Source organism: Mesorhizobium sp. M5C.F.Ca.IN.020.29.1.1 (assembly GCF_003997375.1).
Classification (GTDB): domain Bacteria; phylum Pseudomonadota; class Alphaproteobacteria; order Rhizobiales; family Rhizobiaceae; genus Mesorhizobium; species Mesorhizobium wenxiniae.
Genome location: NZ_RZSW01000726.1, coordinates 1 through 2,427, shown reverse-complemented (window position 1 = coordinate 2,427; position 2,427 = coordinate 1). Strand labels below are relative to the sequence as shown.

Sequence of the window (2,427 nt, the reverse complement as noted above, 5' to 3'; positions counted from 1 at the left end):
ACCCGAGGTTGCGGCGTTGTTTATGGATCGCGCACTGCGCATAGCTCACAGCTTCCGTCTCGCGGTCGCCTTCAGCCGTGGCGAGACTACGATGGGCATAGAACCGATCGCCGAGAAGGAACTGTGATGCCGGGTTCGTGGTGTTTACGGGAGGTAGATCCGTGCGGCTGACTAATTTTTCGGATTATGCCTTGAGAATGTTGATGTATGCGGCCTCTGCCGGTGATCGCCTGATCACGATCGAGGAGGTAGCACGCACGTTTAACGTATCCAAAACGCACCTGAACAAGGTTGCCAACACCCTGACGCGCGGCGGTTACTTGAAGGCGGTCCGCGGTCGCTCCGGTGGCCTTGCCCTCGGGCGGAGCCCCGAGATGATCCGGATCGGCGACGTGGTACGCTTGACCGAGCCAGATTTCGCGCTTGTGGAGTGCTTCGCGACCGGAAATCAGTGCGTGCTCACCGGCTGCTGCAAACTTTCAGGCATGTTCGGCGACGCGATGGCCTCCTTCCAGAATACCCTTGACCGTTACACGCTGGCCGACATCGCGCTGATGCCCAAGGACTTTGTCGGCGGGCTGCCTGCATCCGAGGCTTCGGCGTATCGATAAGCGTGGGTAAGGCCCCGATCTACAATTCAACCCAACGCCGCGCGATTCGCGTTTGCCGGCCCGTGGAGACAAGCATGACTGATCCAAACAAGAACGACACGCCGACGGTCAAGCAATTCGAGTCGGGCGTCGATCTCAGCAATACGCTGCTTCCCATGCTGATAGGCGGGCTTGTTCTGATCGTCGTTGGTGCAATCGCGGTCATGACGTTTGTCTAGTTTTTCCTAGCCAAACGGCAATGCTCATCAACGTTGCGAAAGCGCAAAGAAGGCGGTCTGAGCGGAATCTATGAAGACGCTTCGCAATCACGGAGGACTTCATCGTGAAGGAGCGGAGTTCCATCAGTCCCGACATGGTCGTCGACGAGATCATGAGCAAATGGCCGGCAACGGTGGCGGTGGTGCTGAGTTACAAGATGCTCTGCGTCGGCTGCCCGATAGGCACCTTCCATACCGTGACTGAGGCATGCCATGAGCATCAGATCAACGAGACCGACTTCCTGATGGATCTGGAATCGGCTGTTCGAGCGAGCGGGTGACCGTCAGCCCTTGGTCCGGCTCTCTGAGAGGACTACAAGCCGGTGCGCATCCTTGACCGTGACTTTCTGGCGTCCACTGACAATTATCCCACTCTCTTCCCATTTGCTGAGCAACCGGCTGACGGTATGCAGGGTCGTCCCGGTCATTTCGGCAATGTCCTGCCTTGAAATCGGGAAGTCGATTTCGACGCCGCTTTCGGTCTTCCGGCCAGTCTGATTTGCCAATCGCAGCAGCGCGTGAGCAACGCGCTGCTCGACCTGTTCAGTGGACATCTCCACAACGCGCGTCTGGGTTTCTTGCAGCCTGTTTCCGACGGTCCGGTATGTGGTTGCCCCAAACACCGGGAACCGGCGCGCCAGTTCCGGCCAAAGAGCATTGGGCCAGGCCAGCACCACGCAGTCCACCGCCGCGATGGCGCTGGCGGGATAGGTCGTCCGGCCGAGAGCCGCGGCGACGCCAAAAATTTCGCCTTCGCTGATGTATCTGGCGATGACCTGCTGTCCGTCCGGTGTGGTGCGGACGACGCGTATATGCCCGGCGATCAGCACGAAGAACGAATGGGCCTCGGTTTCCTGCTCGAAGATCGTCGAGTCCTTGGCATAGCGGGACGATCGAGCGCTTCGGAGTATCTCGCTCTGCTCTTCAGGCGCCATCCCCTGGAAGAGCGGCAGCCGCGATATCAGTGATCGGTCCAGCGCAGCCAAGCAGAATCCTCGTCAGTCGTGCGGCAGACCTTTCTTACCCCGAGTTTGCGCCAGCGCAAATTCTCCCGGGGCAGATCAGGCTAAATGACATGGAACGGCCAAATGCCGCGAAGACGAAACAAAGGACAAATCGATGAAACTCTCCATCCTGGCCGCCGCAATCTCCATCCTCGCGCTCGTCGGCGGCGCAAACGCGGAAGAGCACGTGGTGCAGATGCTCAACAAGGGCGAAAAAGGCGCGATGGTCTTCCAGCCGGCCTTCGTCAAGGCCGCGCCCGGCGACACCGTCAAGTTCGTACCGACCGACAAGACCCACGACGCCCAGTCAATCAAGGGCATGATTCCGGATGGCGCAGAACCGTTCAAGGGGAAAACGAACGAGGAAATCACCGTTACGCTGACCCAGGAGGGTGTCTATGGCGTCAAATGCGCGCCTCACTACGGCATGGGCATGGTCGCGCTGATCGCGGTCGGCAAGCCGGTCAACCTCGATACGGCCACGGCGGCCAAGCATGCCGGGAAAGCAAAGAAGGTGTTCGCGGACCTGCTCAGCCAGGTTCCGGCCAACTGATC

At 59.4% G+C, this 2,427-nt stretch carries 5 protein-coding genes; 4 read left to right on the top strand and 1 reads right to left on the bottom strand.

What is annotated here, in order from left to right; all coding sequences use genetic code 11:
- Positions 1–161: 161 nt before the first annotated feature.
- The 3 genes from EOA85_RS32735 to EOA85_RS32730 all read left to right on the top strand — a co-directional run bounded on the left by EOA85_RS32735 (position 162) and on the right by EOA85_RS32730 (position 1,149).
- Positions 162–611, top strand: a complete 450-nt coding sequence (locus EOA85_RS32735; RefSeq protein WP_127212473.1) for an Rrf2 family transcriptional regulator — start codon at positions 162–164, stop codon at positions 609–611.
- A gap of 74 nt (positions 612–685) precedes the next feature.
- Positions 686–829 (top strand): hypothetical protein, encoded by a 144-nt coding sequence (locus EOA85_RS37860; protein WP_164760041.1) that lies wholly within the window; start codon positions 686–688, stop codon positions 827–829.
- 104 nt (positions 830–933) lie between these two features.
- Positions 934–1,149: a DUF1858 domain-containing protein gene (locus tag EOA85_RS32730; RefSeq protein WP_127212472.1), complete on the top strand. Its 216-nt coding sequence runs from the start codon at positions 934–936 to the stop codon at positions 1,147–1,149.
- Between the two features lie 3 nt (positions 1,150–1,152).
- On the opposite strand, the gene EOA85_RS32725 is transcribed toward EOA85_RS32730, so the two are convergent.
- Positions 1,153–1,854: a Crp/Fnr family transcriptional regulator gene (locus EOA85_RS32725; RefSeq protein ID WP_127212471.1), complete on the bottom strand. Its 702-nt coding sequence runs from the start codon at positions 1,852–1,854 to the stop codon at positions 1,153–1,155.
- 133 nt (positions 1,855–1,987) lie between these two features.
- Here EOA85_RS32725 and EOA85_RS32720 point away from each other — a divergent pair, with 133 nt between their 5' ends.
- Positions 1,988–2,425, top strand: a complete 438-nt coding sequence (locus tag EOA85_RS32720; RefSeq protein WP_127212470.1) for a pseudoazurin — start codon at positions 1,988–1,990, stop codon at positions 2,423–2,425.
- Positions 2,426–2,427 lie beyond the last annotated feature (2 nt).